Source organism: Qaidamihabitans albus (genome assembly GCF_016464705.1).
In the GTDB taxonomy this organism is placed as follows: Bacteria; Actinomycetota; Actinomycetes; order Mycobacteriales; family Pseudonocardiaceae; genus Qaidamihabitans; species Qaidamihabitans albus.
Window position 1 is genome coordinate 20,837 of record NZ_JAEHOB010000018.1, and the last position, 23,556, is coordinate 44,392.

Annotated in this window: 22 protein-coding genes; 10 read left to right on the forward strand and 12 right to left on the reverse strand. The window is 71.2% G+C overall.

The window, feature by feature from the left end; translation table 11 throughout:
* Positions 1–5: 5 nt before the first annotated feature.
* Positions 6–953: a DNA polymerase domain-containing protein gene (locus JAP66_RS26750; RefSeq protein WP_199434620.1), complete on the reverse strand. Its 948-nt coding sequence runs from the start codon at positions 951–953 to the stop codon at positions 6–8.
* A 168-nt stretch (positions 954–1,121) separates the two neighbouring features.
* On the opposite strand from JAP66_RS26750, the gene JAP66_RS26755 reads away from it, so the two are divergent.
* Positions 1,122–2,399 (forward strand): multidrug effflux MFS transporter, encoded by a 1,278-nt coding sequence (locus JAP66_RS26755; RefSeq protein WP_199434621.1) that lies wholly within the window; start codon positions 1,122–1,124, stop codon positions 2,397–2,399.
* 15 nt (positions 2,400–2,414) lie between these two features.
* Here the strand turns inward: JAP66_RS26755 and JAP66_RS26760 are convergent, their stop codons facing one another.
* From JAP66_RS26760 to JAP66_RS26780, 5 genes are read right to left on the reverse strand one after another with little or no spacing between them, the layout of a single operon-like run.
* The gene (locus tag JAP66_RS26760; protein WP_199434622.1) at positions 2,415–4,271 is read right to left on the reverse strand and encodes a bifunctional sugar phosphate isomerase/epimerase/4-hydroxyphenylpyruvate dioxygenase family protein; all 1,857 of its coding nucleotides are present in this window, start codon (positions 4,269–4,271) and stop codon (positions 2,415–2,417) included.
* A gap of 60 nt (positions 4,272–4,331) precedes the next feature.
* Positions 4,332–5,363 (reverse strand): DctP family TRAP transporter solute-binding subunit, encoded by a 1,032-nt coding sequence (locus JAP66_RS26765; RefSeq protein ID WP_307849731.1) that lies wholly within the window; start codon positions 5,361–5,363, stop codon positions 4,332–4,334.
* Between the two features lie 35 nt (positions 5,364–5,398).
* Entirely contained in the window at positions 5,399–6,673 is a 1,275-nt protein-coding gene (locus JAP66_RS26770; protein ID WP_199434623.1) for a TRAP transporter large permease, read from the reverse strand.
* The gene (locus JAP66_RS26775) at positions 6,670–7,215 is read right to left on the reverse strand and encodes a TRAP transporter small permease (RefSeq protein ID WP_199434624.1); all 546 of its coding nucleotides are present in this window, start codon (positions 7,213–7,215) and stop codon (positions 6,670–6,672) included. Before JAP66_RS26775 ends, JAP66_RS26770 begins: the two co-directional genes overlap by 4 nt.
* On the reverse strand, positions 7,205–8,209 hold the full coding sequence (locus JAP66_RS26780) for a zinc-dependent alcohol dehydrogenase (RefSeq protein ID WP_199434625.1): 1,005 nt from the start codon (positions 8,207–8,209) through the stop codon (positions 7,205–7,207). The genes JAP66_RS26775 and JAP66_RS26780 overlap by 11 nt, the downstream gene beginning before the upstream one ends.
* A gap of 169 nt (positions 8,210–8,378) precedes the next feature.
* Here JAP66_RS26780 and JAP66_RS26785 point away from each other — a divergent pair, with 169 nt between their 5' ends.
* The 4 genes from JAP66_RS26785 (at position 8,379) to JAP66_RS26800 (ending at position 11,721) form a co-directional block, all read left to right on the forward strand.
* A complete protein-coding gene (locus tag JAP66_RS26785; RefSeq protein ID WP_307849732.1) occupies positions 8,379–9,413 on the forward strand; it encodes a LacI family DNA-binding transcriptional regulator in 1,035 nt (344 codons plus the stop codon).
* A 94-nt stretch (positions 9,414–9,507) separates the two neighbouring features.
* Positions 9,508–10,098 (forward strand): dihydrofolate reductase family protein, encoded by a 591-nt coding sequence (locus JAP66_RS26790; RefSeq protein WP_199434627.1) that lies wholly within the window; start codon positions 9,508–9,510, stop codon positions 10,096–10,098.
* 26 nt (positions 10,099–10,124) lie between these two features.
* On the forward strand, positions 10,125–10,478 hold the full coding sequence (locus JAP66_RS26795) for a YciI family protein (RefSeq protein WP_199434628.1): 354 nt from the start codon (positions 10,125–10,127) through the stop codon (positions 10,476–10,478).
* A 7-nt stretch (positions 10,479–10,485) separates the two neighbouring features.
* Complete coding sequence (locus JAP66_RS26800) at positions 10,486–11,721, forward strand: RNA polymerase sigma factor (RefSeq protein ID WP_199434629.1); 1,236 nt, start codon at positions 10,486–10,488, stop codon at positions 11,719–11,721.
* 61 nt (positions 11,722–11,782) lie between these two features.
* On the opposite strand, the gene JAP66_RS26805 is transcribed toward JAP66_RS26800, so the two are convergent.
* Genes JAP66_RS26805 through JAP66_RS26820 form a run of 4 tightly spaced genes read right to left on the reverse strand, consistent with a single transcriptional unit; the run spans position 11,783 to position 16,691 of the window.
* Positions 11,783–13,909, reverse strand: coding sequence for an acetate--CoA ligase family protein (locus tag JAP66_RS26805; RefSeq protein WP_199434630.1), 2,127 nt, complete (start codon positions 13,907–13,909; stop codon positions 11,783–11,785).
* Positions 13,906–14,313, reverse strand: a complete 408-nt coding sequence (locus JAP66_RS26810; protein ID WP_199434631.1) for a Zn-ribbon domain-containing OB-fold protein — start codon at positions 14,311–14,313, stop codon at positions 13,906–13,908. Before JAP66_RS26810 ends, JAP66_RS26805 begins: the two co-directional genes overlap by 4 nt.
* Before the next feature lie 6 nt (positions 14,314–14,319).
* Entirely contained in the window at positions 14,320–15,522 is a 1,203-nt protein-coding gene (locus tag JAP66_RS26815) for an acetyl-CoA acetyltransferase (RefSeq protein WP_199434632.1), read from the reverse strand.
* Complete coding sequence (locus JAP66_RS26820; RefSeq protein ID WP_199434633.1) at positions 15,519–16,691, reverse strand: acyl-CoA dehydrogenase family protein; 1,173 nt, start codon at positions 16,689–16,691, stop codon at positions 15,519–15,521. Before JAP66_RS26820 ends, JAP66_RS26815 begins: the two co-directional genes overlap by 4 nt.
* Positions 16,692–16,875: 184 nt before the next feature.
* Between JAP66_RS26820 and JAP66_RS26825 the strand changes: the two genes are divergently transcribed.
* Complete coding sequence (locus tag JAP66_RS26825; protein WP_199434634.1) at positions 16,876–17,508, forward strand: TetR/AcrR family transcriptional regulator; 633 nt, start codon at positions 16,876–16,878, stop codon at positions 17,506–17,508.
* 65 nt (positions 17,509–17,573) lie between these two features.
* On the opposite strand, the gene JAP66_RS33055 is transcribed toward JAP66_RS26825, so the two are convergent.
* Both JAP66_RS33055 and JAP66_RS26835 read right to left on the reverse strand, forming a co-directional pair.
* Positions 17,574–18,425, reverse strand: a complete 852-nt coding sequence (locus tag JAP66_RS33055; RefSeq protein WP_199434635.1) for a MaoC/PaaZ C-terminal domain-containing protein — start codon at positions 18,423–18,425, stop codon at positions 17,574–17,576.
* Between the two features lies 1 nt (position 18,426).
* A complete protein-coding gene (locus JAP66_RS26835) occupies positions 18,427–19,344 on the reverse strand; it encodes an SDR family oxidoreductase (protein WP_199434636.1) in 918 nt (305 codons plus the stop codon).
* A 137-nt stretch (positions 19,345–19,481) separates the two neighbouring features.
* Here JAP66_RS26835 and JAP66_RS26840 point away from each other — a divergent pair, with 137 nt between their 5' ends.
* From JAP66_RS26840 to JAP66_RS26855, 4 genes are all read left to right on the forward strand, one after another.
* The gene (locus JAP66_RS26840) at positions 19,482–20,297 is read left to right on the forward strand and encodes an acyl-CoA thioesterase (protein ID WP_199434637.1); all 816 of its coding nucleotides are present in this window, start codon (positions 19,482–19,484) and stop codon (positions 20,295–20,297) included.
* Between the two features lie 181 nt (positions 20,298–20,478).
* Complete coding sequence (locus tag JAP66_RS26845) at positions 20,479–21,564, forward strand: ABC transporter ATP-binding protein (protein WP_235999548.1); 1,086 nt, start codon at positions 20,479–20,481, stop codon at positions 21,562–21,564.
* Positions 21,564–22,601 carry an ABC transporter ATP-binding protein gene (locus tag JAP66_RS26850; RefSeq protein ID WP_199434727.1) on the forward strand — a complete coding sequence of 346 codons (1,038 nt, stop codon included), beginning with the start codon at positions 21,564–21,566 and terminating at the stop codon, positions 22,599–22,601. Before JAP66_RS26845 ends, JAP66_RS26850 begins: the two co-directional genes overlap by 1 nt.
* On the forward strand, positions 22,598–23,554 hold the full coding sequence (locus JAP66_RS26855) for an ABC transporter permease (protein WP_199434638.1): 957 nt from the start codon (positions 22,598–22,600) through the stop codon (positions 23,552–23,554). Before JAP66_RS26850 ends, JAP66_RS26855 begins: the two co-directional genes overlap by 4 nt.
* The last annotated feature ends 2 nt before the right edge of the window (positions 23,555–23,556 follow it).

Consider the following 23,556-nt stretch of genomic DNA (forward strand, 5'->3'; position numbering starts at 1 on the left):
GGCGCTCAGCTTCGGCGGGCCCGTGCGCGCCGTTTACCCGCGTGCATGGCCTGCACCCGGGCGACCGGGATCGCGTGGCCCTCCTCGACCAGCTCCGCGCCCAGCCGCTGCGGTGCGGGCATCTCCCCGGCCCAAGGGTCCCGGCCTTCGAGCAGCCGCACGGCGGTGTGCAGCGTGAAGTCCGCCGGGGCGACGCGATCGAGCTCGTCCCAGGCGACCGGGAACGACACCGGCACGCCCGGCCGCAGGCGCGGGCTGTAGGCCGCCACGACGGTCGCCCCGCCCGCGCGGGTGGAGTCGAGAAAGACCTTGCCCTCCCGGTCGTCGCGGATGTAGGCGGTGGTCGCCAGCACCGGATCCAGCCGCTCGGCACGCGCGGCGAGGGCCCGGGTGGCCGCGGCGACGTCATCGGCCCCGTGCCCCTCGACCGGGACGAACACGTGCACGCCCTTCGCGCCGCTGGTCTTGACCGCGCCGGCCAGTCCCGCGTCGGCCAGCGCCTGGCGGACCAGGCGGGCGGCCCGGACGGCGAGGGGGAACGCGTTTTCAACCGGCGGGTCGAGGTCGAGCACGAGGTGGGTGGGCCTGCCCTCGCTGCCTGCGGGGACCAGCGCCGGGTGGTACTCCACCGCACGCTGGTTGGCGAACCACAGCAGCGTGGGGCGGTCGTCGCACAGGGCGTAGGAAACGTCGCGCTGCGAGGACTCCGCCCACAGCGACACCGTCCGCACCCAGGACGGCGTGTACTTCGGGACGTTCTTCTGCATGAACGGCGCCTGGCCGCGCAGTACGCGGATCACCGAAAGCGGCCTGCCCCGCAACTCCGGCAGTATCCGGTCCCGGACGGCGTCCAGGTAGTCCACCAGGTCGCGCTTCGTGGCGCCCGCGTCCTCGAACAGGGGCTGGTCGAGGTTCGTCAGCGACACCCCGGCCCGCTTCTCCGCACCGCTCATCGGATGAGCTTGCCACGCCGACGCGGCCACGTCTCGTGAGTGGCCACCCGCACTCACGAGCGACCCGCGTCACAAGACGATGGCGGGCAACCGGGAACAAAGTGAGCCAGCGGGTTGCTGACGATCATGTCAGCTCCGCGCGTTCCCCCGCCGCCGCGAAAGGTCACGATGTCGAGAACCGCACTGGACGGCCCTTCGGCCGGGAAGACCGCAGCACCGGAGACGGCGGAACCGACCGGCGCGCAACGGGTTCGCATCATCCTGGTCCTGGGCGCCCTGGTGGCGCTGGCGCCGCTGACCATCGACATGTACCTGCCAGCCCTGCCTGCCATCAGCGACGATCTCGGCGTCTCCTCCTCCACCGTCCAGCTGACGCTCACCGGCACGTTGCTGGGGCTCGGCCTCGGCCAGTTGTTCATCGGCCCGTTCGCTGACGCGGTAGGCCGCAGGGTTCCGCTGATCGCCGGTACGAGCCTGCACATCGCGGCGTCCCTGCTGTGTCTCGTCGCCCCGAACATCGCGGTGCTGAGTGTCCTCCGCACCCTGCAAGGTGTCGGCGCCGCCGCCGCGATGGTCGTCGCGCTGGCCGTGGTCCGCGACCTGTTCGCCGGGCGGGCGGCCGCCACGACGCTGTCCCGGCTGATGCTGGTGATGGGCGCGGCGCCCATTCTCGCGCCGACGCTCGGCGGCGCGATCCTGCTGACCGGTTCCTGGCGCGGCGTCTTCGGTGCCCTTGCGGTGCTCGGTGTGCTGCTGCTGATCGTGGCCGTCCTCGCCCTCAAGGAGACCCTGCCGCCGGAGCGGCGGCGGGCCGGCGAGATCAGGCCGGTGCTGCGCACGTACCGTTCGCTGCTCGTCGATCGCGAGTTCGTGGCACTGACCCTGGTGGCGGCGCTCGGGATGTCCGCCCTCTTCGCCTACGTCTCCGGGTCCTCGTTCGTGCTGCAGGAGCAGTACGGGCTGGACCAGCAGGAGTTCGCGCTCATGTTCGGCGCCGGAGCGATCGCCATCATCGGCGCCTCGCAGTTCAACGTGGTGCTGCTCGGCCGGTTCGGTCCGCGCCGGATCGTGTTCTTCGCGCTGGCCGCGGCCACGGCCTTCGGCCTGGTGCTGACCGCGATGGCGGTCACCGGGCTCGGGGGCCTGCTGGGCTTCGTAATCCCGCTGTTCTTCGTCATGGCGGCGGTCGGCTTCGTGCTGCCGAACGCGCCCGCGCTCGCGCTGTCCCGGCACGGGGAGGCGGCCGGAACCGCCGCCGCCGTGCTGGGCGCGGCGCAGTTCGGCCTCGGCGCGCTCGTCGCCCCGCTCGTGGGCGTGCTCGGCAACGGCGGGCCCGCCATCGCGATCACGATGACCTGCGGTTCGGCGGTCGCGTTCGCCGCCCTCGCGGCCGTCGTGCTGCGCGCCCGGCGTACCCAAGCCCTCGTGAGTGCGCAGACGAGTTAGAACTCGTCTGCGCACTCACGAGGCATGGCCAGCGCGGGCGGACCTCGCCGCACGGTGCGCCGCCATCCGGACCGGGGCGTTGCCTGCGCCGTGGCCGCGGTACCCGCCCACCCGCTGCACCACCTCGAAGAAGACGCGCGAGCCGAGCACCTCGGTGTGGAAGTGGAAGTACTCCCCCGACTCGTCGCGGTCGTAGAGCACGTGCTGCTCACGCAGCGCCGCGAGCAGGCGGGGGGCCGGCCCTAGCCGGGCGTCGAGGTCGTCGTAGTAGTTGTCCGGGATCGCCAGCAGTGGAGCTCCCCGTTCCCGCATCGCCCTGGCGCTGGTGAAGATGTCGTCGGTGGCGAAGGCGATGTGCTGGGGATCGGGCACGCCGGGCGCCCAGGTGCCCCGGCGCAGGACCGTGCCGTTCAGCGCGATCCGCACCTGCCCGTGCACATCCTCGACCGTGCGGCTGCGGACGAGCCCGAACGGCGCGGCGAACTCGCTGTCGCCGTGCTGGTCCAGCCCCAGCACCGAGCGGTAGAACAACGTCGCCTCGTCGAAATGGTCGAACGGCTGCGTCAACGCCACGTGGTCGATACGGGTCAGGCCGGTGGCCATGTGCGCCTCGGCGCCGGTCAGGATGAAGTCGGACAGCCAGCCCGCGGGCTCGCCGGCCCCGGTGCGGCAGAAGAACACCGACGTGCCGTCCGGGGCGGCGACCGCGGACAGGTCCGCCTCCGCGGGCCCGCGCAGGCGCGGCAGCACCGGCGCGAGCAGCGCCTCGGCCCGGCGCGCCGAGCGGGCCGGGTCCGCCGTCTCGACGGCCAGCGCGCCGACCGCGTCCGGCTCCGTGCCCGCGCAGTTGAGCAGCACGCGGGCCGTGCCCTGCTGCCACAGCTGCACGGGCTTGGACCGGTGCTGACCCAGATGCGCGAAGCCGAGCGAGGCCAGCGTCCGCTCCACCAGCGGCGCCGCCTCGTCGTCCACCACCAGCTCGGCGAACGCGTATCCGGCCGGGGGCGGCGCCGAGGGTGGCCGGGCCAGCTCGACGCGTTCCCGGGCCGCCGCGGGGACCCGCTGCCCGATCCGCTCCTCGAGGGCGATCAGCGATCGCAGTCCGTCGACGGCCGCGCGGTCCGGGGCGGACTGGCGGAACACGTCGTTGAACACCTCGAGCGACAGCGGACCGGCATAACCCGCCGCGAGCGCGTGGCCCACGAACGCCGTCAGATCGAACGATCCCTGACCGGGAAAGAGGCGATGGTGCCTGCTCCACTGCAGGACGTCCATGTTCAGCTGCGGCGCGTCGGCGAGCTGGAGGAAGAACAGCTTCCCCCCGGGGACCCCGGCGATGCCCGCAGGGTCACCGGAGCGCGAGAGCACGTGGAAGCTGTCCAGGCACAGCCCCAGGGCCGGGTGGTCACCGCGCTCCACGATCCGCCAGGAGTGCTCCCAGGTGTCGACGAACCGGCCCCATGCCAGCGCCTCGTAGGCGATCCGGAACCCGTGTCCGGCGGCGCGCTCGGCGAGCGTGCGCAACTGCGCGGCGGCGAGCTCGTCGTCGTCGACGGCCTCCGGAGAGACCGACGAGCAGACGAGCATCGTCTCCGCCCCGAGCCGCCCCATCACCTCGAACTTGCGCTCCGCCCGGCGCAGGTTGCGGGCGAGGGTCTCCGGTCCGACCGCCTCGAAATCGCGGAAAGGCTGGTAGAGGTCGATCGACAGACCCAGCTCGGCGCAACGCCGCCGGATCCGCTCGGGTGACCACGCCGAGGCGATGAGGTCGTTCTCGAAGATCTCCACACCGGAGAAACCGGCGTCCGCCGCCGCGTTCAGCTTGTCCTCCAGGGTGCCGGAGAGGCACACCGTGGCGATCGTCCTGCGCATCGTTCTCCCTCTCCCGGCTCCGCCATGCTGTCCGGCGGCGCTGTCCGGCGCTGTCCGGCGCTATCCGGCCGACGCGCGCACGGCCTCGTAGTAGGTGAGCTGTTCGCCCGAGAGGTGCCGGGTGAAGTACTCCTGGGCCCGGCGCGAGAAGGCCTCCCGGTCGACGTCGTCGACCACGGTCATCGCTCCGTTCTGCCGCCACTCGTCGAGGATCCTGGTCTCCTCGTCCTCGATGCACCGGCGGTTCTCGGCACGGGTCTGGTGCACAGCTTCGGCGAGCGCATCCTGCTGCTCCGGCGAGAGCTGCTGCCAGCGGTCCTCGTTGATCACCACCAGCTGGGACCCGGTCTGGTGCCCGGAAAGGCTCACGTGGCTCTGCACCTCGTCGAAGCTCTTCTCCGCGATGGTGGGGATCGGGTTCTCCTGGCCGTCGATGATGCCCTGCTGGAGTCCGAGATAGACCTCCTCGAAGGCGACCGCGGTGGCGCTCGCGCCGACCGCCTTGGCGTTCTCCAGGTAGACCGGCGAGTCCGGGTACCGCATCCGCAGTCCCTCCAGGTCGCCGGGCTCGCGGATCGCCTTGTTGGCGGTGAAGTGCCGCATCCCGAAGTACCACACGTCGAGGACGCGCGTGCCGGTCTCCTTTGCGAAGTCGTCCTTGAGCTTGCCGGCGTCCTCGCCGTCGAAGAACTCGAACAGCTCATCCGGCCCGTCGAAGGCGTAGGCCATGTCGAGCACGCCGACCGGCGCGAACGACGAGGCCAGCGCCGAGGATCCCTGCACGTCCATGTCGACGTCGCCGGCCATCACCGAGGTGAACCGCTCGGTGTCGGCGCCGAGCTGGCTGTTCGGGAAGGTCTCGATCGTGACGCCGTTGTCCTGCTCGTTGACCTTGTCCGCCACGGCCTGGATACCACAGCGGGTGTGCGGGTGCTCGGTGGTGTAGCTGTTGGCGAAGGACAGCGTGACCGCGTCCCCGGCACCGCCGTCGTCGTTGCCGCCCATGGCCGTGCATCCAGCGGCCAGCAGTGCCACCGCGGGCAGGGCGGCGAACATCCGGCGATCGGTCTTCCTCGGCGTCTTCTTCGGCACCATTGCCTCCTGAAACGGGTTTTCCGGGACGGGTCCTACAGCCCGAGCAGGCCGGGCAGGAACGTGACGACGGACGGCACGAAGGTCACCACCAGCAGCACCGCGACCAGTGGCACCAGGAACGGCGCCGTGGCGCGGAACACCTCATGGACGGGCATGTCGGTGACCGGGCTCAGCACGTAGAGCACCGCGCCGATCGGCGGGGTCAGCAGGCCGATCATCAGGTTCAGGATCGCGATGACCCCGAAGTGGAGCGGGTCGACGCCGAACTCGACGGCGATCGGCAGCAGGATCGGCACGGCGATCACCAGTACCGAGATGCCTTCCAGCACCGCACCGAGGAAGATCAGCAACACGTTGACCATCAGCAGGAACATGACCTGGTTGTCCGTGACGCCCAACATGGCCTCGGCCACCGCGCGCGGCACCTGTTCGCGCGCGAGGATCCAGGACAGCAGCCCGGACGCCCCGAGGATCAGCGTGATCGACGCCGTGGTGGCCGCCGTGTCCCGCAGGAGCGGTGCCAGGTCCCGCGGCCGGACCGTGCGGTAGGCCAGCCCGAGCAGCAGCACGTAGGCCGCGCCGACCGCCGCCGCCTCGGTCGGCGTGAACAGGCCACCGAGAATGCCACCGAGGATGATCACCGGCGCGCCGAGCGGCCCGAGCACACGGAGTGCGGCCTGCCGGAAGCGCCGCCACTCGAACGCCTGCGTCGTCAGGTCCGTCCGGCGGCGGGCCCACCCGAACACCGCCACGGCAAGTCCGGCCGCGAGCAGGAACGCGGGCACGACGGAGGCCGCGAACAGCGCTCCGGTGGAGACCGCGGCGATCGAGGCGTAGACGACGGCGGGAATGCTGGGCGGCATGACGGGGCCGATCAGGCTCGACGCGGCGGTGATGCCGACGGAGAACCGCTTGGAGTAGCCCTTGCGCACCATGGCAGGCACCTCGACCTTGCCGAGCCCGGCGGCGTCGGCGAGCGCCGATCCGCTCATCCACGAGAAGCCGAGGCTCACGCCGATGTTGACGTAGCCGAGGCTGCCTCTGATGCGGCCGATGACCGACTGCGCGAAGTCGAAGAGCCGGTCGGCGATACCGGCCTGGTTCGCGATCACGCCGACGAGGATGAACAGCGGCACGGCCAGCAACGGGAAGCTGTCGACGGCGCCGGTGAGCTCGCGCATGCTGAGCCCGACCGAGTTGCCGTTCATGGTGACATAGGTCAGGCACGGGCCGAGCAGAGCGAAGGCCACCGGGACGCGCAGCACGAGCAGTGCGATGATCGCACCCGCCAGGAGCAGCATGTTCATCCGCGGGACTCCTCTCCGCCCGCCGCGGCGGGCCGCTCCCCGGCGAGGCCGGGCGGAGGCACGAAGACGGCCACCGCCGAACGCACGGTGGTCAGCAGCAGCCCGGCGAGAGGGATGACGTACAGCAGCCCGACCGGCAGCCCGAGCGCGGGCGAGGTCTGCCCGGAAGGACGCCCCACCAGTTCGAAGGCCTCGTAGGCCAGGTTGAGGCAGACGATGGCGACCATCACGTTGGCGAAGACGAGCACGGCGCGGCGCGCGGCACCCTTGACCGCGTAGTCGACCAGCTTGAGCGTGACGTGGCCGTCGCGCTCCATCAGATAGCCGGCCATCGCGAAGGTCAGCCAGACGAGACCGAATCTCGCCAGCTCACCGGTCCAGACCCAGCCACCGGTGGGCAGGTAGCGCTGCGCGGCCTGGAGGAGGACCAGCACGAGGATCATGGCGAGCAGGCCGCCGCCGACGATCGCCTCCGCGGTGGTGAGCCAGCGCAGCACGGCGGGCCGGGTCCGCCGCGGGCGGGCCGATGGTTCAGCGGTCATCTCGGTCCTCCCACCAGCGAGCGAGGTCGATCCAGGACTTTCCGGGTACGGAACGTGCCCGCGCGAAGGCCTCCCCGGCCTGCTCCGGCGGCGTCGCGGGCCGCAGGGTTCGCGCGGGCTGGATCTCGCCCGCCTCGACGGCTTCGACGGTGCCGGCGAAGTCGCCGGGATGGTCGTAGATGAGCGAGCCACGGAGCACCAGCTGCCGTCTCGTCAGCTCCATTGTGGACGTGTGAACCCGCTCGTCGCTCATTCCGATCAGGACGATCACCCCGGCCGGGGCGACGGCCCGCAGCGACGTCTCCCAGGTCTGCGCGATACCCGCCGTGTCGAAGACGGCCGCGAAGTCCCCGGCGTCGCGAGGATCGACCGCCTTGGCACCGATCCGCTCGGCGAGCGCGAGCCTGCCCTCGTGCGGCTCGGTGACGTACGGGCGCGCGCCGATCGCGAGCAGCGACTGGCACACGAGCAGACCCTGGGAGCCCGCGCCGACGACGAGGCATTCGCCGTCCGGTCCGATACCCGATCGCCGCACCGCGGCCCGTGCCACGGCCAGCGGCTCGACACACGCGAGCGTCTCGTCGGAGACCGCCTGCGCCACCGGCCAGGTGAACCGGCTCGGCACCGCCACCCGCTCGGCGAGCAGGCCCGGTACGTTCATGCCGACGATCCACCGCCGGGGACAGGCGGAGGTCGCGCCGGCCCGGCACGCCGGGCAGTCGAAACAGCAGTAGTTCGGTTCGACGACCACCCGCTGGCCGGCCCGGCGGTCGGTGACGCCTGCGCCGACCGCGACGATCTCGCCGCCACCCTCGTGTCCCATCACCCAGGGCAGTTCCGGTGTCGCGCGGTGTCCTTCGTAGACCCCCAGATCGGACCCGCACAACCCGACGGCTCGCATCGCGACGACGACCTCGCCCGGGCGCGGGTCCGGTTCCGGCAGGTCGCCGACCACCTCCACCCGGCGCGGTCCGGTCAGGACGATAGCCCTCATCGAAACTGTCCCTCTCGACGCTGAGTTGCCGCCGGCCGCGGTGTCCCGACGCTCGGCCGATCGAATGTGTGCGGACCATAAGTTGGCGTCGAAACGCATGGCAAGCGGTTGCCAAAAGTTGCCACGGCCACGTAACGTCCGCCCTGCCGGAAGCCACGGGAGGTCGGTTGTGACACGAGGGGGCGGCAAGCGCCCGACCATCTACGACGTCGCGCGGGAGGCCGGGGTCGCCACGTCGACCGTGTCCAGGGCGCTGGCCCGGCCCGAGCGGGTGAACGCCGCGACCCGGGAACACGTCCTCCGCGTCGCCGAGCGGCTCGGGTACCACACCAACCAGCTGGCGAGAGCGCTGCCGTCCGGGCGCACCCGGACCGTCGCGCTGTTCGTCGCCGACATCACCAACCCGCACTTCTTCGGCATCATCCGCGGAGCCGAGCAGCAGACCCGGGCGGCGGGGTGCACGCTCATCGTCGGCGACACCGAGGAGTCACCCGAGCTGGAGGCGCGCAACATCGAGCGGCTCAGCGGCTCGGTGGACGGGTTCGTCATCGCGGCGAGCCGGATGTCGGACGCCGACATCCGGAAGCTGGGGGCGGAGCACCGGCTCACCCTGATCAGCCGGCAGGTGGACGGGGTGCCGAGCGCGATCGTCGACCACGCCGACGGCACCGGGCAGATCATGGAGCACCTGGCCTCACTCGGCCACCGCTCGGTGGTGTACCTGGCCGGTCCACGCAGATCCTGGCTGGCCACGCAGCGGTGGAAGGTGATCTCGCACTCGGCGCGCGAGCTGGGCATGGCGGCGACCAGGCTGGGACCGTTCCCGCCCGCGGTCCGCGGCGGCGCGGCCGCCGCGGATGCCGCGCTCGCCCGCGGCACGACCGCGGCCATCGCGCACAACGACCTGCTCGCCATCGGCATGCTGCGCCGGTTCGCCGACCGTGGCGTCGGGGTGCCCGGCGACGTCAGCGTGGTCGGCTACGACGACATCTTCGGCGCCGACTTCTGCTCACCGCCGCTGACCACACTCGCGGGCCACTTCGCCGAGGCGGGCCGCCGTGCCGTCGATCTCCTGCTCGGCGCTCGTGGTGAGGCCCCGCGCGGACGCGGCGCGGCGCAGGTCGTGCTGCCGTCACACCTGGTCGTCCGCGAGTCCACCGGACCCGTACGGGCCGGCGCGAAGCGGCCGGAAAAAAATCTGTGATCGAGTCTCGTCCGGTGTCGATCCGGCCCGGTCGCGTTCGTGTAGGGGGTGAGAGGCCGGCACGAGGCCGGCGGGCGAATGAGGAGAAGTACCCATGCGGAAACTGACCGTGGTCAACAACCTGACCCTCGACGGCGTGCTGCAGGCACCGGGACGGCCCGACGAGGACACGCGCGACGGCTTCCAGCACGGCGGCTGGGCGCAGCCCTACAACGATTCGGTCATGGGTGAGGTGATGGGCGAGAAGATGGCCTCCGGCGGAGACCTGCTGCTCGGTAGGCGGACCTTCGAGGACTTCGCCTCCTACTGGCCCGAGCAGACCGACAACCCCTTCACGCCCGTGCTGAACAAGACCCAGAAGTACGTCGCCTCGACGACGCTGGCGGAGCCGCTGTCCTGGAGCAACTCCACGCTGCTGAAGGGTGCTGTCGCGGCGGCCGTCGCCACGCTCAAGGAGCAGCCCGGCGGGGACATCACGGTGCTCGGCAGCGGAGAGCTGGTCCGGTCGCTGATGCGGCACGACCTGGTCGACGAGTACGTACTGCTCATCCACCCGCTGCTGCTGGGAACGGGCCGCCGCCTGTTCCCCGGCGCAGCAGGGCCCGCCGCGCTACGGCTCGTCGACGCGGTGCCGACGACCACCGGCGTGCTGATCGCGACCTACGCGGCCCGGCAAGCAGAATAGAAACCTTTCGGCGAGAGGAACCAGCAATGCAGCAGTACCTGCTCACCATCTACCAGCCCGACGGGGACCCGCCGCCCGCCGGGGAACTGGACTCGATCATGGGCGATGTCGAGGCAGTGAACGCCGAGATGCGGGCCGCCGGGGCCTGGGTGTTCGCCGGGGGACTGCATCCGCCGAGCACGGCCACCGTGGTACGCGCCACGGGCGACGACGTGCTCACCACCGACGGCCCCTACCTGGAGGGCAAGGAGCATGTCGGCGGGTTCACGGTCATCCGGGCGGCCGATCTGGACGCCGCGCTCGACTGGGGCCGCAAGCTCGCCCGGGCGATCACCCTGCCGATCGAGGTCCGGCCGCTCGCGGACGGAAGCTGCGGGTAGCGGGGGCATGTCGCAGCTGCCCACGGCCGAGATCGCGCGCGTGTTCCGCGAGGAGCATGGCCGGGCGATCGCCCTGCTGGCCCGCGTCTTCGGCGATCTCGACATCGCCGAGGACGCGGTCCAGGAGGCGTTCACCGCCGCGGTGCAACGCTGGCCGTCCACCGGGCTCCCGCCGAGCCCGGCAGGCTGGATCGTCACCACGGCCCGCAACCGGGCGATCGACCGCCTCCGCCGCGAGGCGTCCCGCGAGGACCGGCACGCCCAGGCCGCGCTGCTGCACGCCCGCGACGCGGTGACCGAGGAGGGCCCCGTGCACGACGACCGGCTGCGCCTGATCTTCACCTGCTGCCACCCCGCGCTCGGCACCGGCGCCAGGGTCGCGCTGACGCTGCGGCTGCTCGGCGGGCTCAGCACCGCGGAGATCGCCCGCGCGTTCCTGGTGGCCGAGCCCACGATGGCGCAACGGCTGGTCCGGGCGAAGGGCAAGATCCGCGACGCGCGCATCCCCTACCGGGTCCCCACCGACGCCGATCTCCCGGACCGCCTCCAGTCCGTGCTTGCCGTCGTCTACCTCATCTTCAACGAGGGTTATACGGCCAGTTCGGGCGCTTCGCTGGTCCGGGAGGACCTCTGCGCGGAGGCCATCCGCCTCGGCCGGCTGCTCGCCGAGCTGATGCCCGACGAACCGGAGGTCGTGGGGCTACTCGCGCTCATGCTGCTCGTCGAGTCCCGGCGGCCCGCCCGCACCGGCCCGGACGGCGAGCTGGTGCGGCTGGCCGAGCAGGATCGTCGCCGCTGGGACCGCGGTCTCATCGCCGAAGGCCAGGACCTGGTGCGGCGCTGCCTGCGCCGCGACCGGCCCGGCCCGTACCAGATCCAGGCGGCGATCAACGCCGTGCACAGTGACGCCCCCACCGCGGGTGACACGGAGTGGTGGCAGATAGTGGCGCTGTACGACCAGCTGATGGGCGTCGCCCCGAGCCCGGTGGTGGCACTGCACCGTGCGGTCGCGGTGGCCGAGGTGGAGGGGGCGGCGGCGGCACTCGCCCTCGTCGAGGGCCTCGATCTCGCGGGCTATCACCTCTTCCACGCCGTCCGCGCCGACCTGCTCCGTCGCCTCGGCCGCACCGCCGAGGCGGCCGAGGCCTACGACGCGGCGATCGAGTGCACCGGCAACGAGGCCGAGCGCGGCCTCCTGCTGCGCAACCGCCGTTCACTCACCCATGAGCCACGCCGCTCGTGAGTGCCCACGCGAGGGAGAACTCGTGTGGGCACTCACGAGGGTGCGGGCGGCGGGTGGCTTGTCAGGATCGCCAGGTGACCAGGGCGTCCAGCGCCTCGACGCGGGCACCGGACACCAGCAGCGGGTTGACCTCCAGCGACTCGAGCCGCTCGCCCAGTCCGGTCGCGAGCCCGCCGATGCGCACCACGACGTCGGCCACGGCGTCCAGGTCGGCGGGCTCCGTGCCGCGCGCGCCCCGCAGCACCGCCGCGCCTCTCAGCTCCTCCAGCGCCTGCCGCGCGTCCGCGTGGTCGATCGGCAGCACCCGTAGTACGGAGTCGCGCAGCACCTCGACCCAGATCCCGCCGAGGCCGACGGCGAGCGTGAGCCCCCACGCGGGATCGCGGACGACACCGCAGAGGAGCTCGATCCCACCGGAACGCTGCGGCTGCACCAGGGCGCCGATCCCGGTCGCGCCCCGCTCCCGCAGCACCGCCGCCAGTTGCCGGTACGCGGCGCGGACCTCCTCGGCGCCGTCGAGGCCGAGGCGGACGCCGCCGATCTCACTCTTGTGCGAGAGCCCGTCGGCGGCCGCCTTGAGCACCACCGGGTAACCGAACCGCCCGGCGGCGGCCACGGCGGCGTCCTCGTCGTGCACGAGCCTGCCGGGCACCACCGGCACTCCGTTGTCGGCCAGCAGCTTGGCGGCATGGAACTCCGTCCAGGTGCCCGTCGCGGTTCCCCGCACCACCGGCGGGTCCGCGGCCGGCTCGCGGACCCGGTCAACCCCGGCTCGCACGGCCTCCACCCAGCGCACGGAGGCGCCGATCGCGGTCATGCCGTGCTCGATGCCACCGGCGACATACGGGTACCGCGCGTGCCGCTGCACGGTACGGCCGAACTCCGTGACATCGGTGAGCACGTTGCTCACCACGACCACCGGGCGCCGGGCGCCGCGGATCCGTGCGGCCGCCGCCTCGTACAGCGGCAGCGTCTGGGCGGGGTCCGGCGGCGCCACCCTGGGCAGCTCGGACAGCAGCACCACCGCGTCGATCCCGGGGTCGTCGGCGACCACCTCCATCGCCCTGCCCAGCAGCGTCCGGTCCACCACGACGTAGCCGGTGACATCCAGCGGGTTCTGCACGGTCGCGAAGTCCGGCACGATCTCCCGCAGCCTGGCCACGGTCTCCGGCGCGAACGCCGGGAGCTCCAGGCCCTCGGCCTCCGCGCGGTCGGCGATGATCTCCGAAGCCCCGCCGGACGGGGTCACCACGCCGATGCGCCGCCCCGGCAGCGCCCCCACCTCCGCGAGCAGGCCCGCGGTGATCATCAGGTCCTCCAGCGACCGCACCCGGATCACGCCGAGCTGGCGGAAGGCGGCGTCCACCACGTCGTCGTCACCCACCAGCGCGCCGGTGTGTGCCTGCGCGGTCGTCGAGGCGAGCCGGCTCGAGCCGATCTTGAGCGCGACGATCGGCTTGCCCGCGGCGGCCGCGCGCCGTGCCACGCGGACGAACTCCGCAGGGTTGCGGACGGTCTCGAGGAACAGCGCGATCGTCCTGGTCGCCGGATCGTCGATCAGATAGTCGATCACCTCGGTGACCGACACCATCATCTCGTTGCCCATCGAGGTGAGCAGGCTGATGCCGACGTTGCGCGCCTGCGCGAACGCGAGGATCGAACTGGCCAGCGCCCCGCTCTGCAGTACGACGCCGACCGAACCGGCGAGCAGTGGCGCCGGGATCGGCAGTCCGTACGGCGTGACACCCGCCGCGGCGTTGATATAGCCGTTGCCGTTCGGGCCGAGCACGGTGAGCCCGTGCGTCCTGGCGAACGCGTCGACCTCCCGTTCGAGCCGCCGCCCTTCCGCACCGGCCTCACCGAACCCCGCCGTGAGCACCACGTAGTTGCGGATGCCCAGCCGCGCGCCCTCCCGCAGGATCGAGAGCACCGCCGCCGTCGGCACCATCACGTAGGCGAGGTCCACCTCGCCGGGAACGGCGGAGAGGCTGGGGTACGCCTGCTGTCCGTGCACGGTCGCGGTCCTCGGGTTGACCAGGTACACCGCACCGGCGAAGCCGTTGTCCCGCAGGTTCTCGAACGTGTACACCGACCAGCCGGACTTGTCGGTGGCACCGACCAGCGCGATGGAGCGTGGTGAGAACAGCGTGCGCATCGCCTCGACGCGCGTGTCCGCGACGGTACTCATGCCGCCTCCACGACCCGGAAACACGGCAGCTCGGGCGAGTCCTCGGCGTCGCCCAGCCGCGCGACGTCGAGCCGGACCCTGGCGTCGATGCGCACGTCACCGGGACCGGCGCCGAGGATGCGAGTCAGCATCCGCACCCCCTCGTCCAGGTCGACCAGCGCCACCACGAACGGCACCTGGCCGGCGAACTCCCCGGGGGCCCGGTGCGCAACCGTGTAGGAGTAGACGGTTCCGGCACCGGTCGCGGTGAACCAGTCCAGGCGGCCGCCGAAGCAGTGCGGGCAGAACACGCGTGGGTAGAACACCGCACGGGCGCAGTCGCGGCACCGTTGCAGGCGCAGCTCGCCCTCGGCGATACCGTCCCAGAACGGCCGTGACTCCGCGTCCACGTTGATTCCTGTCATCCTCGCTCAGCTCCTTCCGAGCACGACCGTCGACGTGGAGGACAGCACGCCACCCGTACCGTGCACGAGCGCGAGTTCGGCACCGCTCACCTGGCGTTGCCCCCCGGCCGGGGCGGTGTCGTGGTCGTCGTGGTCGCCGTGGTCGCCGTGGTCGCCGCTGTGGTAGTCGTGCCGAAGCTGCCGGGTCGCCTCGATGAGCAGGAAGATCCCGTACATACCGGGATGGGTGTAGGAAAGCCCGCCGCCGTTGGTGTTCATCGGCAGGGCGCCGCCGGGAGCGGTGCGCCCGCCGTCGACGAAGTCGCCCGCCTCGCCGGGCTTGCAGAAACCGAGCGACTCCAGGGTCAGCAGCACGGTGATCGTGAACGAGTCGTAGATCTCCAGGACATCGAGGTCGTCGTGGCCGACACCGGCCATGCCCATCGCCGCGGGGCCGGAGCGCGCCGCGCCCGTGACGGTGAGGTCCGGCATGTTCGTGATCGAGTTGTGCGTGGTGGTCTCCGCGTGCCCGAGCACGACGACCGGGCGGGTCGCCACGTCGGCCCAGCGGTCCTCGGCGGCCACGACGATGGCGCCGCCGCCGTCGGTGACGAGGCAGCAGTCGAGTTTGTGCAGTGGCTCGCAGATCATCGGTGAGGCCAGCACGTCGTCCACCGTCAGCGGCTCCCGGTGGAACGCCTTCGGGTTCAGCGCCGCCCACCGCCGTGCGCTGACGGCGACCTCGGCCAGTTGCTCGGGCCGCGCTCCGTACTCGTGCAGGTACCGGGTCGCCGCCAGCGCGTAGGCGCCGACCGGCTGCGGGAGCCCGAACGGGCGCTCGAACTGCTCGGTCAGCGTGGCGGGCCTTGGCGCCATCCGGGACCGGTCGCTGCGCTGGGTGCTGCCGTAGGTGATCAGCGCGACGTCGATCAGACCCGCCTCGATGGCCGCCGTCGCGTGTCCCACATGCGCCTCGAACGACGAGCCGCCGATGTTCGTGCCGTCCAGATAGGCCGGCCGCAGCCCGAGGTACTCGCTCAGCACCACGGCGGGCGACCAGGACCAGCCACCGGCGACGAACAGGGCATCGACGTCGTCCCTGCCGAGTCCCGCCTCGGCCAGCGCGGCACCGGCGGCCGTGGCCTGCTGGGTGAGAACGGTGTGCTCGGGCGTCCGGCCGAGCGCGGATTCCGCGACACCGACGACGGCCGCGCGGCGTCGCGGGCTCATTCGGCGATCCCGCCCAGCCGGGCGTGTCCCTTGATGAGGTTGCGTGCGATCGTACGGCGCTGGATCTCGTCGGTGCCCTCGAAGATGCGCAACAGGCGCAGTTCCCGGTACCAGCGCTCGATCGGCAGTTCCTTGGTGTAACCCATGCCGCCGTGGATCTGCAGCACGCGGTCGACGACCTGATTGGCCATCACCGCGCCGTGCAGCTTCGCGATGGACGAGGCGTGCCGGGCGTCCATCCCCTGCTGCACGCGCCATGCCGCGTACAGCGTGAGCCACTTCGCCGACTCGATCTCCACCTGCGAGTCCGCGATCTGCCACTGGATCGCCTGGTACTCGGCGATCGGGTGGCCCATCGAGTGCCGCAGCTTGGCATGGTCGACGGCCATCTGGAGCATCCGCTCGGCGGAGCCGATGGCACGTGCGGGGATCAGGAAGCGGCCCTGGCCGATCCAGCGCATCGCGAGCGCGAACCCTCCGCCCACCTCGCCGAGCACGTTGGAACCGGGTACGCGGACATCGTCGAAGACCAGGGAAGCGGGTCCCCACTGCCCCATCGTCGGGATCGGCTCGGACTTCCAGCCCATGTCGCGGTCGACCAGGAAGCAGGTCACTCCCCCGTCGGCGCCCTTCTCCGGATCGGTCACCGCGAACACCATCACGAAATCGGCCTCGTTGCCGCCGGTGATGAACGTCTTCTCGCCGTTGATGACCCAGTCACCGCCGTCCCGCACCGCACGCGTGCGGATGTTGCGGGCGTCGGAACCGGCGCCCGGTTCGGTGATGGCGAAGCAGGACCGCCGCTCGCCCTCGATCGTGGGCAACAGATAGCGCCGCTTCTGCTCCTCGTTGCCGCCGTAGAGGATGTTGTCGGCGCTGCCCCCGAAGCTGAACGGCACGAACGTACGGCCGGTCTCCATCACCACGATGGCCGACATGAGCGCGCCCAGGTCCATCCCGCCGTACTCCTCCGGAGTGTTGACACCCCAGAACCCGGCTTTCCTGGCCTTGCCGCGGAGTTCCCTCAGTACGTCCGGTTCGAGGGCGGGCGCACCGGCGCGTTCGTTGCGCAGCACCTCCGGCTCCAGCGGCATCACCTCCTTACGGACGAACGAGCGGACCGTGTCCCGGATCTGCCGTTCCTCGTCGCTGAGTGAGAAGTCGACCATCAGCGGATTCCCTTCCGATCGGCCGGTAGGACCGCGCCGGGACCACACCGGCCACGGCGAGTCGAGAGGCTTTCTAGAACGAGACTCTAATAATGGAAAACTATGCGCCGCCTGCTCCGAGACTGTCAAGCGGTACACTCGCGGGCGCCCGATTCTAAAAACTCGTTCGACCCGAGAAGGTCAGATGGCACGCAAGACAGCCGGGAAGCCGGTAACCAGCAACGCATGGCAGTGGGGCCGCACGGCCGAGACGCAGCGGGTACTGCTACAGGCCGCGCGGGAGGTGTTCAGCGAACAGGGGTTCGCGGAGGCCAACGTGGCCGACATCGTCGAGCGGGCGGGTTCCAGCGTGGGCAGCCTCTACCACCACTTCGGCGGCAAGACCGAACTGTTCCTCGCGCTGTGGGAGGAGCATCAGGGCGCACACGAGCGCAACGCGATCAGCGCCGTGGCCAAGGCGCGTTCCGCGGGCGAGGAGGACTCACTCGAACTCTTCATCGTCGGCGCGCGGGCGTACCTACAGGGCTCGTGGCAGCGCCGCGACCTCGCCCGCCTGTTCATGAACGGGGACGGACCACCCGGTTTCGAACAGATCCGGCGCACCCGTGGCCGGGAATGGATCAGGCAGAACAACGTGCTGCTCCGCACGTCCAACACCGCGGTCAACCGGTTCACGGTCTCCGTGCTCACCACGCTCATCGGCGAGGCGGGGCGCGAGATCGCCATGTCACCCTCCAAACGGGAGGCGAACAAGATCACCGAAGCCGCGGTTCGCTACATCCGGCGGCTCGACCCGCTGCATCCGGAGGTCGAATAGCGGCGCCGTGTCCGCGCTCCACGTACATGTGTCAGCGCCGCGGGAACCCGTGTCGTCCCGCCGCGTCACGGCCGCCGCACGGCGCACCTGCCCCGGTCGACCACCACGGCGCCATCGTCCTTCGTGGTGCGGAACCGCGCGCTCCCTCCCTCCACCCACATCGACACGGTCAGCGAGTCGCCGGGGAACACCGGACCGCTGAACCGGCCGGACATCCCGGCGAACCGGTCGGGGTCCGAGTCCGCGAGCGTGTGCAGCAGCGCCCGGCCCGTCACGCCGTAGGTACAGAGCCCGTGCAGGATCGGCCTGCCGAAGCCGGAGCGTGCGGCGAAGCCCGGATCGGAGTGCAGTGGGTTGCGGTCCCCGCTCAGCCGGTACAGCAGCGCCTGTTCCGGCCGGGTCGCGTACGTCACCGTCTCGTCCGGCTCGCCGCCGGGCTCCACCCAGCCGTCGCGCGGTCCACGATCGCCGCCGAAGCCGCCCTCGCCGCGGATGAACACGGAGGACCGCGCGGTCACGACGGGCGAGCCCGACGCGGGATCCAGTGCGACCGCCTCACTTGTCACCAGCGCACCGCTGCCCTTGTCGTAGATCCCGGTGATCTTCGACGTGACCCGCACCCGGCCTTCCACCGGCAGCGGGGTGTGCAGGTCGAAGGCCTGCTCGGCGTGCACGAGCAGCGCGGGGTCGAAGTCGCCGATCGCGCGGCCGCGCGGCGCCTGCGCCGCCAGCACCGCGAACGTCGGCAGCACCCGCTGCGCCACTCCGGCCGTGTTCTCCGTCGTGAACGCCAGCTCCCGCGCCGGGTCTCCGAGTCCGGCGCCGACGCCGAGCGCGTACAGCAGCGTGTCCCTCGACGTCCACGATCGTTCGAACGGCTCCGACTCGACACCGATCACGTCGTGGTTGAGTGCCACGTCAGTCCGCCTCCCCGGGAAGCCCGTTCTGCAGTGCGTTCGGCTGCGCCTTGCCCACCAGTGCCGGAATGACCTCGTCCAGCTCCTCCGGTTCCCACCTGGCGCCCTTGTCCACGCCCGGCCCGGCGTGCCAGCCCTCCGCCACGCTGATCCGCCCGCCGCGCACGTTGAACACGCGGCCTGTGATGCCCCGCGCGGCGGGGCCGGCGAGCCACACCGCCAGCGGCGCGATGTTCTCCGGTGCCGCAGGGTCGAACTCACCCGGCGCCGGTCCGCCGCGCCGCCGCAGCCCCTCGGTCATCCGGGTCAGTGCGGCGGGGGCCAGGGCGTTGACCGCGATACCGTACCGCTCCAGCTCCCTCGCGGCGATGACCGTGAGACCCGCGATGCCCGCCTTGGCCGCACCGTAGTTCGCCTGGCCCGGATTGCCGTAGAGGCCCGACGACGAGGTCGTGTTGACGACCCTGGCGTCCACCTCGGCGCCGGACTTCGCCCGGCCCCGCCAGTACGCGGCGGCGTGCCGCAACGGCGCGAACGTACCGCCGAGGTGCACCTTGAGCACCGCGTCCCACTCCCCGGCCGTCATGTTGACCAGCATCCGGTCCCGCAGGATGCCCGCATTGTTGACCAGGACGTGCAGATCGCCGAACCGTTCGACGGCACGTTCGACGAGCCGCCCGGCACCGTCGAAGTCGGACACGTCCTCGCCGTCGGCGACGGCCTCGCCGCCGGCCGCGCGGATCAGCTCGACCACCTCGCCCGCAGGCCCCGCCGAGGAACCGCTGCCGTCCACCTCGGCCCCGAGATCGTTGACCACGACCCTGGCGCCGTGCCGGGCGAACTCCAGCGCGTGCGCCCTGCCGATGCCTCGCGCCGCGCCGGTGACCACGACAACCCGTCCCGCTACCGTCCCGCCCATCACCACTCCCGGCTGGGTTAGTTTTGGAATCTACTTCTAGAAATATGCTCCGTACCACACTCGCTGTCAACCCATGCCATGGCGGGCAGCACCTAGAATCCTGTTCTGTCGTTCCCCGAGATCGAGAGGCGTACCGGATGACCGAGATGTCCATCGGCGAGGTGCTGACCGTGCTGGACCTGCGACGGACCTCACCGGACACCTTCGTCGGTGTCAGCCAGCAGCTACCCGGCCTGCGGGTCTTCGGCGGTCAGCTGCTGGGCCAGTCGATAGTCGCCGCCGACCGCACCGTACGACCGGACGCGGGCATCCACTCGCTGCACGCGTACTTCCTCAGGCAGGGCGACCCGGCCGAGCCGATCCACTTCACCGTGGACCGCACGCGGGACGGCCGGTCCTTCGCCGCGCGGCGAGTCGAGGCGGCCCAGCACGGCAAGGTCATCTTCACGATGCTCGCCTCGTTCCAGGAGCCCGCCGACGGGCCCAGCCATCAGGACGGCCCCCCGCCCGTGCCGGCCCCGGAGAACCTCCAGCTGCGGTATCCGTTCGGCTCACCGGGTGGTCCGCTGGTGATGTGCCCGGTGCCCAGGGAGGAAACCACGCCGGCCGACGGCCGGGCCCGCTCGGCGACCTGGATCCGAGTGGCCGACGACCTGCCGGACACGCCGCTGCTGCACACCGCGATGCTGGCCTACCTCTCGGACTTCTCGATCCTGCACGCGGCGATGCGGGCGCACTCGATCAGGCGCAACGGCCGCCGGGCCAAGACGGCAAGCCTCGACCACGCGATGTGGTTCCACCGGAACGCACGGCTGGACGACTGGGTTCTCTACGACACGGTCAGTCCCGCGGCGGGCGGGGCCCGCGCGTTCGGTGTCGGCAGCCTGTTCAGCCGCTCCGGCGAACTCCTGGCCACCGTCGGCCAAGAAGGAATGGTGCGGCTGCTGGACTAGCACGAGTCCCCCGCTGCAGCCCGCGAGTCCCCCGCTCCGGCCCGCGAGTTCCGCATTCGCACCGCCGCGAACGCGCGCCTCGGGACAGGTCTTGACAGTGCACGTGGCGATCGTCACTCTAAACGCCAGTTCTAGAGTCAGATTCTAGTCGTCGGCGTACGGGATTGTCCGCGGCGGCAGGATGGCGAGGCAGACCATGGTCCAGCCGAACAGCCGCGGCTTCGCCGCAGGCACCCGAGAACCACTGCTACGAGTCGACGACTTGCACGTCGAGTTCGACACGCCCCGCGGCACCGTGGAGGCGGTCGGCGGCATCAGCTTCGAGGTCGATCCCGATCAGACCGTCGCGGTGGTCGGCGAGTCCGGGTCCGGGAAGAGCGTGACCGCACTGGCGATCCTGCGCCTGCTGGAAGGCGGCTGGATCTCCGGCGGACAGGTGCACTGGGACGGACAGGATCTCGTCACCGCCGACGCCACGGCAATGCGCCGGGTCCGCGGAGACGACATCGCCATGATCTTCCAGGACCCGATGACCTCCCTCGATCCGCTGTACCCGATCGGCAACCAGATCGTGGAAGCCATCCGCCTGCACCGCAGGATCTCCAGGCGCGCGGCACGGGAGCGCGCGATCGAACTGCTCGAGCAGGTGGGCATTCCCGACCCCCGCGCCCGCGTGCGCTCCTACCCCCACCAGCTCTCCGGCGGCCAGCGCCAGCGCGTCATGATCGCCATCGCACTCGCCTGCTCCCCTCGGCTGCTCATCGCCGACGAGCCGACCACGGCGCTCGACGTCACGATCGAGGCACAGGTCCTCGAACTCATCCGCGAGCTCCAGCGCGAATACCACACCGCGTTGCTTCTGGTGACCCACGACATGGGCGTGGTCGCGGAGATGGCCGACTGGGTCGTCGTCTTCTACGCGGGCCAGGTGGTCGAGCAGGGGCCCGCCGCGCGGGTGCTCGGCGCTCCCCGGCATCCCTACACCGAGGCGCTGCTCAGCGCCGTCCCGACACCGGCGACGGACAAGGCACTGCCGTTGACCGTGATCGACGGTGCCGTGCCCGGCCTGGCCGACATGCCCCCGGGATGCCGTTTCCGGGCGCGTTGCGCGCATGCCTGGCAGCGCTGCACCGACGAACCGCCGCTGTTCGAGCTCGGCGAAGGCAGGCAGAGCCGTTGCTGGCTCCGCGAGGGCTCCGAAATGGACGGTGCACCGGTGTTGCCCGCAGCCGACCTCAGCCCCGCCGCGGGACGGGAGGTCTCGTAGTGTCCTCCGTCGCAGCACCGGCACGCGCCGCCGGGAGACAGCCCGCCGAGGACGACCTCCTGTGCGTCCGTGACCTCGTCAAGCACTTCCCGGTCACCAGGGGGCTGCTCGGCCGCACCGTCGCGAACGTGCGCGCCGTCGACGGCGTGTCGTTCCGGATCGGGCGTGGCGAGACACTCGGCCTGGTCGGCGAGTCCGGATCGGGCAAGTCCACCGTCGCCCGGCTCGTGCTGCGCCTGCTCAGGGAGACCCGTGGCGAGATCGTCTTCGCCGGGCACGAGCTGACCGGTATGCGAGCCGGCGAGCTGAAACGCCTGCGCAGGCGCATGCAGATCGTCTTCCAGGACCCGTTCAGCGCCTTCGACCCGCGCATGTCGATCGCCGACGTCATCGGTGAGCCGCTGCGGGCGCACCGCCTGGCCGACGGGAGGTCGGCGCGCCGCCGGGCGGGCGAGCTGCTCGAACTCGTCGGCCTCACCGGCACGGACCTCGACAAGTACCCGCACCAGTTCTCCGGCGGGCAGGCACAGCGCATCGGAATCGCCAGGGCACTGGCCACCTCACCGGAACTGCTCGTGTGCGACGAGGCCGTCAGCGCGCTCGACGTGTCGGTGCAGGCCCAGGTGCTCAACCTGCTGCGCCGCCTGCAACGCGAGCTCGGGCTGTCCTACCTGTTCATCGCGCACGACCTCAACGTCGTGCGCTACATCTCCGATCGGGTCGGCGTGATGTACCTCGGCCAGATCGTCGAAGAGGGGCCCGCGGACGAGCTGCTGGCCGACCCCCGGCACCCGTACACGCGCAGCCTGGCCGCCGCCATCGCCGGTGCCGGCCCGCCCGGCTCGCGCAGGCGCGTGCTCGCCCGTGGTGAGGCGCCCAGCCCGAGCGACCCGCCCGCGGGATGCCGGTTCCACACCCGGTGTCCCGCCGCGTTCGGCCGCTGCCGCGAGGAGGCGCCGGCGCTGCGCGCGGTGGGCCCGGACCGGACCGCCTCGTGCCATCTGCTCGAACGACCGGGACAGGAGGCGCGGACGTGACCGAGTACGTCGTCCGCAGGCTGCTCTACGGTGTGCTCATCGTCGGGCTGGTCACGGTGTTCGTGTTCCTGGTGCTCCGGCTCATCCCCGGTGACGTGGTCCGGCTGCAACTGGCCAACGCGCCCGGTGTCGGCGAGGCGCAGATCGACGAGCTGACCGCCGCGCTCGGGCTGGACCAGCCGTTGCACGCCCAGCTGGTCACCTTTCTCGGCGACGCGCTGCACGGCGACTTCGGCACCTCGTTCCAGAGCCAGGAACCGGTCACGTCGCTGGTCGCCGAACGGCTGCCGATCACGCTGCAGCTCGGTGCGATGGCGATCCTGATCGGCATTCTCGCCGGCGTCCCGCTCGGTCTGCTCTCGGCCGTCCGGCACAACAGCTGGCTCGACCAGGGCATGCGGCTGGTGTCGGTCGCCGGGATCTCCATCCCCAACTTCTGGCTTGGACTGCTCCTGGTCACCTACCTGGCGCTGTACTTCGGGTGGTCGCCACCGCTGGTCTATCAGGGCCCCGGGCAGGACCTGGAGAGCAACCTCCTGCACATGATCCTGCCCGCGCTCGCGCTGGGCGCCTCGACGATGGCCAGCATCGCCAGGATGCTGCGCTCATCGCTGCTCGAGGTGCTGCACTCGAACTTCATCCGGGCCGTGCGCGCGAAGGGCGCGCCGGAGACGCTGGTGATCTTCAAGCATGGGGTCCGCAACTCCGTCGTACCGGTGTTCACCCTGCTCGGCCTCCAGATCGGCAACATCCTCGGCGGCACCGTCATCCTCGAGTCGATCTTCGGCATCCCGGGGATGGGCATGCTGATCTTCGAGGCGGTACAGATGCGCGACTACCCGGTCGTGCTCGGCTGCGTCGTGGTGTACGGCGCGGTGTTCGTCCTGATCAACCTCGTCGTCGACCTGCTCTACGGCGTGATCGACCCCCGAATCCGCTACGCGAGAAGGTAGGA

Bases quoted from the DNA above. Each gene is read 5' to 3' on its own strand.
- JAP66_RS26750 (WP_199434620.1), bottom strand. From the start codon at position 953: ATGAGCGGTGCGGAGAAGCGGGCCGGGGTGTCGCTGACGAACCTCGAC.
- JAP66_RS26755 (WP_199434621.1), top strand. From the start codon at position 1,122: ATGTCGAGAACCGCACTGGACGGCCCTTCGGCCGGGAAGACCGCAGCA.
- JAP66_RS26760 (WP_199434622.1), bottom strand. From the start codon at position 4,271: ATGCGCAGGACGATCGCCACGGTGTGCCTCTCCGGCACCCTGGAGGAC.
- JAP66_RS26770 (WP_199434623.1), bottom strand. From the start codon at position 6,673: ATGAACATGCTGCTCCTGGCGGGTGCGATCATCGCACTGCTCGTGCTG.
- JAP66_RS26775 (WP_199434624.1), bottom strand. From the start codon at position 7,215: ATGACCGCTGAACCATCGGCCCGCCCGCGGCGGACCCGGCCCGCCGTG.
- JAP66_RS26780 (WP_199434625.1), bottom strand. From the start codon at position 8,209: ATGAGGGCTATCGTCCTGACCGGACCGCGCCGGGTGGAGGTGGTCGGC.
- JAP66_RS26790 (WP_199434627.1), top strand. From the start codon at position 9,508: ATGCGGAAACTGACCGTGGTCAACAACCTGACCCTCGACGGCGTGCTG.
- JAP66_RS26795 (WP_199434628.1), top strand. From the start codon at position 10,125: ATGCAGCAGTACCTGCTCACCATCTACCAGCCCGACGGGGACCCGCCG.
- JAP66_RS26800 (WP_199434629.1), top strand. From the start codon at position 10,486: ATGTCGCAGCTGCCCACGGCCGAGATCGCGCGCGTGTTCCGCGAGGAG.
- JAP66_RS26805 (WP_199434630.1), bottom strand. From the start codon at position 13,909: ATGAGTACCGTCGCGGACACGCGCGTCGAGGCGATGCGCACGCTGTTC.
- JAP66_RS26810 (WP_199434631.1), bottom strand. From the start codon at position 14,313: ATGACAGGAATCAACGTGGACGCGGAGTCACGGCCGTTCTGGGACGGT.
- JAP66_RS26815 (WP_199434632.1), bottom strand. From the start codon at position 15,522: ATGAGCCCGCGACGCCGCGCGGCCGTCGTCGGTGTCGCGGAATCCGCG.
- JAP66_RS26820 (WP_199434633.1), bottom strand. From the start codon at position 16,691: ATGGTCGACTTCTCACTCAGCGACGAGGAACGGCAGATCCGGGACACG.
- JAP66_RS26825 (WP_199434634.1), top strand. From the start codon at position 16,876: ATGGCACGCAAGACAGCCGGGAAGCCGGTAACCAGCAACGCATGGCAG.
- JAP66_RS26835 (WP_199434636.1), bottom strand. From the start codon at position 19,344: ATGGGCGGGACGGTAGCGGGACGGGTTGTCGTGGTCACCGGCGCGGCG.
- JAP66_RS26840 (WP_199434637.1), top strand. From the start codon at position 19,482: ATGACCGAGATGTCCATCGGCGAGGTGCTGACCGTGCTGGACCTGCGA.
- JAP66_RS26845 (WP_235999548.1), top strand. From the start codon at position 20,479: ATGGCGAGGCAGACCATGGTCCAGCCGAACAGCCGCGGCTTCGCCGCA.